Annotated in this window: 4 protein-coding genes; 2 read left to right on the top strand and 2 right to left on the bottom strand. The window is 38.6% G+C overall.

Annotated features, from left to right (window positions below; translation table 11 throughout):
- Positions 1 to 588: 588 nt before the first annotated feature.
- Positions 589 to 2,982 carry a serine hydrolase domain-containing protein gene (locus ABD985_RS20495; RefSeq protein ID WP_345375090.1) on the bottom strand — a complete coding sequence of 798 codons (2,394 nt, stop codon included), beginning with the start codon at positions 2,980 to 2,982 and terminating at the stop codon, positions 589 to 591.
- 323 nt (positions 2,983 to 3,305) lie between these two features.
- On the opposite strand from ABD985_RS20495, the gene ABD985_RS20500 reads away from it, so the two are divergent.
- Positions 3,306 to 4,187 (top strand): phosphatidylserine decarboxylase, encoded by an 882-nt coding sequence (locus ABD985_RS20500; protein ID WP_345375092.1) that lies wholly within the window; start codon positions 3,306 to 3,308, stop codon positions 4,185 to 4,187.
- A gap of 74 nt (positions 4,188 to 4,261) precedes the next feature.
- Here the strand turns inward: ABD985_RS20500 and ABD985_RS20505 are convergent, their stop codons facing one another.
- A complete protein-coding gene (locus tag ABD985_RS20505; protein WP_345375094.1) occupies positions 4,262 to 6,373 on the bottom strand; it encodes a 7TM diverse intracellular signaling domain-containing protein in 2,112 nt (703 codons plus the stop codon).
- A 163-nt stretch (positions 6,374 to 6,536) separates the two neighbouring features.
- Here ABD985_RS20505 and ABD985_RS20510 point away from each other — a divergent pair, with 163 nt between their 5' ends.
- The gene (locus tag ABD985_RS20510) at positions 6,537 to 7,121 is read left to right on the top strand and encodes a cysteine hydrolase family protein (protein WP_345375095.1); all 585 of its coding nucleotides are present in this window, start codon (positions 6,537 to 6,539) and stop codon (positions 7,119 to 7,121) included.
- Positions 7,122 to 7,378: the final 257 nt, after the last annotated feature.

Raw genomic sequence — 7,378 nt, forward strand, 5'->3', positions numbered from 1 at the left:
AAAGTAGAAAATTCTAATGGTATTTTTTATATATAACCTAGCTCAGCAAAACGTTATAATCAGTAAAATACATAATAGAATCAGTCCTGCGAGCAAAGCCAGCGTTAGAAAAACCTGAACGGCATTCTTTTGAGATTCTTGAGAGTTCATGGGCTAAAGAAGTTGAATAAAGTAAGGTTACTCCCATAAAATACAAAATCTCCTCAAAAGGAAGAAAGAAACATGAGTCACCCCATATTGACAATATGACTTAGCTTTCTGAGAATTCATCACTTTACAGCTATCTCACAAGCCCTCTATGAGCTTCTTCATTTTTTCCTTGATGAAAAAACGAAGCAAAAAAATCAAGGCTTTGAAGAATTTGCCTAATTTTTAATCGCAAAAGCTAAAAATTCCAAACTCGCTACGCTCAAACAATGGAATTTTATTAACGCTTTGACGATTAAAAATTTTAACGGCAATTCTTCAAGGCCGCTTTTAAATATATAAATGCACTTTTTAAACAAAAAAACATGAGTCACTCATTAAATGTTAATATGGGAGGACTCATGTTTCTTCCTTTACTTCTCTGTAAGGAAGCAGGTTTTTCTACTGCTTAAAAAGCTTCATCACCTTTGTTGCTCCATCCTCACGAACTAAACGAGCAATATACAAGCCCGACTTCCACTGATGGGCATCTACCGTATAAGTAGACTCTCCTTTCCCTTTTAAGGAGGCACTCAGCACTTCCCTTCCTTGAATATTGAATACTTTTAAAGCAACAAACGACTTACCTCCTTGTCCTAAAGATACTTTAAAAGTATCTGAAAAAGGATTCGGGTAAGCCACAACAGGCTGCAGTTCTTCTTCCTCAATAGCGGACACTATCGGTACATATTCTCTATAATACTTCAGTACCTGCTTCATAAATGCTACCTTTTGATCATGATCTGCAACTCCTTCCAATGGAAATCCTAGATAAACCATCGCTCCTACCTCTGCTGAAGAAGCAAAAGGTCCTTTGTACGCGACTCCTGCTTGTCGATCTGCTACAGCATAATTAAAAATACTTTCTCCACCACCAACAGCTTTCATCGCATCAGGATAGTTTTCAGGGTATACCTCTCCAAAACTTAGTGTCAATCCTGAAAAGAATGTTTCTTCCATTCCTGTCGCTGGTCCATAACCTGTCTTGCCATCGTCAATCAATGCGGACTTCAAGTAATTGGCATAAAAAGCCTCTCCTTCTTCTCCAACTTCTTCCAGACTCCAACCAATCTCTGATCCTGTAATCAATAATTGTCCACCATTTTTCAGGTAGTCTTGGATCACTTTTCTTTGTCCCTCTTCTCTCAAGTTTTTAGCATCATCTCCCATATACCAAATCACCATCTCATGGTCATTTAGATTAACCTTACCATCAAAAACCTGTTGTGCTGATGTGGAAGAAATACTATACGAACTTGCTTCCGCTGCACTTGCAACTCTTGTGTAATCCGCCGAAAATGCATGAGATGGCAATGACCATGAATTACTTCCGCCATATACTTGAAAATCGTCTACGATCAGCATTGACTCCTCTGTATCTGCAAAACGATGCCCATATACGTCACTTTCTAAGCTCTGGTCTGTTCCTGTCCCCAACGCTAATACCTTAAAGTAATGTTCTGTTGCGGAAGAAGCCTCCATAAACTGTGCGGGGCTATCGAATACAATACTTGAATCTTCTCTAGACAACATGGTTTCATCAGCCGCCATTTTCCAGTTCTCCATATCAGTCGTATAATACAAGCGATATCCCTGCACGAAGTTCTCAGGGTTAGGGGACCAAGCAATTTCAATACGATTATCCGAGTGATTCACCACCTTATGCATGACTGGTTGCATAGGGTCTGGACAATCCTCCTCTCCACAGTAATACTGGTATTCCGTAGCGATTTCAGTAAATACAGCATCGACTACGTCCCACCATGCACTAGAGGGATCTGAGTATCCATTGGCATGCATGGCTACTGTTATCTCATACTTTGGAATATAATAGGTAATACTCTTATACCCTCCCAGGGTACCAGTATGTCCGAAATGATCCAATCCAAGATCCTTCCAAATTCGAGTACCTAATCCATATGCCCCATTGTTAATGGAGGGCTTTATCATGTCGTTAACAGAAGTCTCTGTCAGAAAACGCTTACTGTATACGGCCTCTATAAATCGCACCATATCATTAGGGGTAGAAACCATTGCACCTGCAGTACTAACAGAGCTTTTGTGATACTCATAGGCTCTATGGTTCTCTGCTAGATTGGGTATCTTATTCGAAGGGCTTGCCGAGTTATCTAAAAAAGTATTTTTCAGATCCAACGGATCCGTAATCCATGTCCTGATCGCTTCTGTTGGGCTAACACCTAATTTTTCCTTAATCAACATACCCAAGATATAGTATCCGGTATTTGAGTAATTATATGTCGTACCAGGAGTATGACTAGGCCCATAAGGATTTGAATACGCCAATACCTCTGCATCTGAAAATACCTTCTCCGGATTATTCACGGCATCAGACCAATACTCACTGCGGTCAAAATGATCATATACTCCGGCAGAATGATCCATTAGCTGTCGAATCGTAATCGTATTATTGAAGGGCAACCCATTAATCGTCAAATGATCCGAAAGCACATCATCTACCTTAAGCATTCCTTCTTCCTGCATACGCATCAACAATACCGCTGTAAATGTCTTGGAAATACTCGCCACATAGAACTGCGCCGTACTATCAATACTACTATTCGTATAAATATTACCTGTTCCTGCCGAAGTAAAAATAGTTCCCTTATCCGGTGTCTTTACGGATAATCCAACACCAGGCACACCCATCTTTGCTACACCATTCTGTAAAATGCTAGATAATCGTTGCTCAAAATCGGTTTGTCCATAAAGTAAAAATGGCGTTCCTAAAAAGCTTAGAAAACACCCTATAAAAATAATCTTCAAACGATCATTCATCTGTATTTCAATTTTTTATAAAAAACAATAGAGGTCTTTAAAGATCGTTAGCGACACTTCATTCTACAATCACAGAATTCTGTTAAATACACTCACTGTTTTTTTATTCGAACAGAAATACAAGGGTATCCCTGACAAAAGAAGAAGGGAGAAAAAACAAATCCATATCTATATAAAATAAATTCTTTATCTTTAAGCCCTGAAATTCTTCAATTGCAATTTCGTTGCTTTTTTGAGCCATTTTTTAAAATCGCCTGTAAACTTTTCATAGCAACAAAAAGTTTAGGCTAGCAAACAACACGACGTTTACATTTAATATTACGATGGGAAACAAAATCGTCTATATAGATAGGAAGAGTGGGGAATTGGTCGAGGAAAAAACTCCTGGAGCCAAGATGATTCACTTTTTATACTTCAACCCTTTTGGAAAGCTTGCATTAAATGGCTTTATCAAAAGGAAATTCTATTCCTATATCTGTGGGAAATTAGCCGATATGTCCTTTACAAAACGGTGGATTCCCAAATTCATGGAAGATCACCAAATTACGGATGAGGAGTTTGAAAAAAACTGGCAGGACTTTACTTGCTTCAATGACTTTTTCTATCGTAAACTCAAATCAGATGCACGTCCCATTGAGCAGGGATTAGTATCTCCCGCAGATGGAAAAGTAGTAGCCTTCGAAAAGGTCAGCGAACAAACCTGTTTTTATGTGAAAGGACAATCCTTCTCACTGAAAACATATTTACAGGACGATCAACTCTCCAAGAAATACGAAGGAGGTAGTATGTTGATTGTTCGTTTAGCACCAACTGATTATCACCGCTTCCACTTCCCTGCTACAGGTAAAGTTTCGAAATCAAAACACATTAAAGGATGCTACAAATCCGTTTCTCCTCTTGCAATGGACAAGAGCCTGGAAATCTTCTGTGAAAATGTACGGGAATATTGCGAGATGCAAACAGAGGAGTATGGAGATATCCTTATTAGTGAAATAGGTGCAACCATGGTTGGGAGTATTGTACAAACCTACACTGCCGACAGTGTTGTACAAAAAGGTGACGAGAAAGGATACTTCACTTTCGGAGGGTCTTCTATGTTATTATTATTTGAAAAAGGAAAAGTGAAACTTGATCAGGATTTGCTTGAGAATACCAAAAAGCAAATAGAGACGCAAGTATTAATGGGAAATAAAATAGGAGAATAACAGCAAGGGCGACCTTTGTGGTCGCCCCAGAGAAAGGAGGAGTTTAATGAGCAATACTTTTTACCTTTTACCTATTACTTTCTACCTCCTGTCATTCCAAATACCAATATATCATCCAACTGCTTCTCTTTACCTTCTGCCATCCAGCGACGAATAAAGCGTTTTAGATGATATTCTAGATCTACAATCGCATGATGAGCCACTTCTTCTTTTAAAATTTCTCTAAATCGCTTCCCCATCACTTTACGGTTGGCCATTCCTCCGAACTGATCCTGAAAACCATCCGAATAGGTAAACCAAGTATGTATTTTGCTTAACGAGAGCACATGTGCCTTAAAGATTCTTCGATCACCCAAATAATTCCCTCCTATACCAAAGCGATCCCCCTTAATGTAATGCTCTTCACCGTTATGATCAATATAATACAGGGGAGTATGAGCACCTGCATACGTTAACGTTCCTTCCTCTTCATCAATAAGACAAACAGCCAAATCCATTCCATCTGTCACGTTATTTTCGTACTGTTGCAATGCCTTTTGTATTCCTTGATGCATCTCAGAGATCACCTCATCCGGTTGTAAAATATGTCTATTCATGACAATATCTGTCAACAAGTTTACCCCTAGCATACTCATCAAGGCTCCCGGGACACCATGCCCAGTACAATCTGCAATAACAATGATTTTTTTCTGCTGAATTTCTTCTACAAAATAGAAATCTCCTGAGATAATATCCCTTGGCAAATACAGCATCGAATAGTTTCCTTCTCCAAGAATTGTATTCAACTTTTCGACAGAAGGCAATGCTGCTGTTTGTATTCTTCTTGCATACTTGATACTGGAGTTAATTGACTCATGCTGTTTCTCCAACACCTTACTTTTTTCTTGAAGTTGCTCATTAACATCACTAAGCGCAATAGTACGTTCCTCTACTTTTTCCTCCAATGAAGAGTTCATTTCATTCAACTCAACCGTAAGCTGCTCATTCTGATTGAAGATCAAATTATATTGATAGGAAATCAATACTGCCAAGACAAACATAAATAACAACAAGGCTATTGACATTAACGGCATTGTATCGATGACTCCAAGACTAATCAAGAAGTCATTAGTCGTTGCTCCAAAAATGATCAATCCTCCTAACAATAGAAGCTTCCCTCCCACATAGTAGCGTACCACAGACATGCCTGTGATATATATAAGATACACACAAAACAATGCAATGGTACCATAGCCTACTGACGGTAGGTTAGTGAACACTTCAGGTGGTGTCGTTAATAAAATCAACAGATAAATACCCCCTAGAATAGCGGTTAACTTTACGACAATAGGATTCAGTAATCCCTTTAGGATATTTTGATATAAGTTAGGAAAGATAATAATAGCACCAATAAAAGAGAGATACTCCAGGCGGATCAAGGCATTCCAAGGTATCGATGGGAACCAATAGTGTAATAAGTATTCCTCTGTCGTCAACTCCCTCAAGCCAAAACAAAAACATCCCAAAGCATAGAGGAGTGAAGACAATTCTTGTCTTCTCAAAAAATAAAGGACGAGAAAATACGCTCCAATAACCAAAAACCCACCAAATAACATCATGTCGTTCATGATCGCATACTCCCGCACAGACTGAATATTCTCTACACTTCCAAGCTTAAACTCTCTCCATAGCCCCCCTTTCTTATAACTATAGTTGGATACTTGTACCAAGACATCTAAAGTGTCTTTATCCGTAACAAAATATATAGCCTTAGGAGAAAACTCCTCTTGTCCCTCTTCTTCATTCATAGCCACAATACCCGCCTGGTCAATGCACTTACCATTTATATAAATACTATAGGCTGTTGAAGCAGTTTGTACCTTAAGTCCTAATTGGGTAGGGTGATTATCAGGTAGTAGAATACGTAAATGATAAGAAGCGTACCCTTCTGCAGTGTAAGGGGCTTGCCACGTTGCAGGCACAGGGTAATAAGTAGTTGGGTGGAGTGTATCCAGTGTTTCATAAGTAACAAGTTGCTCCCAGTAAAAAGCCCATTCCCCATCCAAACGAATTACCTCTTTTTGCAAGTTCTTTTCTCTTAGGTCAAGAACTCCTTTTTCTATTGTCTGTGAAACACCATTACCTGTCGTCAATAGTATCAAAATCAATAGATGAAAAAAATTGACGATATAAGTATAAAAACGCATCTATAAAGTATTATCATCTATACCAAAAACACAAAACTACTATAAAGTACACTTTGTTTGTATATTAAAACAAGATTTTATTATAAAATAAGTATCTATTTTTATACTATCATTACGATTAATCAACTATGAGTTGTCCACTTCAATAAAAAACTTAGGAAACATGAAGTCCATTACATTAAACAATAATACTCCTCCTGCCTTACTCTTAATCGATATACAGCAAGGTTTTGAAGATATCGCGTATTGGGGAGGAGGAAGAAACAACCCACAAGCCGAAGAGCTTGCTGGAAAGCTCCTAACGATATGGAGAGCAAGGAAATGGCCACGCTTTCATATACAGCATTGCTCTACTACGCCTGAATCTCCTTTACATCCATCCCATCAGGGTAATGCCTTCCACCCGGCAGTAACACCTCTTTCTGATGAACCCATTATTCAGAAAAACGTCAACAGTGGCTTTATCGGCACTTCCCTTAAAGAGCAATTAGAAGCCCTGAACATAGAAGATCTCATTATTGTAGGATTGACGACTGATCATTGTGTTTCCACTACTACTCGTATGGCAGGAAACTACGGATACAATGTCTATCTGATTGAAGAAGCTATTGCCACCTTTGACAAAGTAGGTGTAAAAGGAGAATCCTATCCGGCACAACTGATTCATGATACAGCACTAGCTAGTCTGAATGGAGAGTTTGGGAAGGTAATTTCTGTGGAGGAGCTTTATGGAGTATTGGAAGTTTAACAGGTATATACCATAAGACTATTGATCAAAGAGCGCGTTGGGTACGATTTCGTCTCTAATAGGTACTTATACAACGCTGAACTCTTTGATCAGAGGGTGATCTAAATCAATAAAATGCACAAAAAAAGGTTAGCAAACATCCTGTGTTTACTAACCTTTCTATTTAATTACTAATTGAAAATTAATAATTAATGATTATAAGGAGTGGCAATGACCTACTCTCCCGGGTGTTATCCCAGTACCATCGGCGCTGTAAG

The organism is Algivirga pacifica (assembly GCF_039543525.1).
GTDB lineage: Bacteria > Bacteroidota > Bacteroidia > Cytophagales > Flammeovirgaceae > Algivirga > Algivirga pacifica.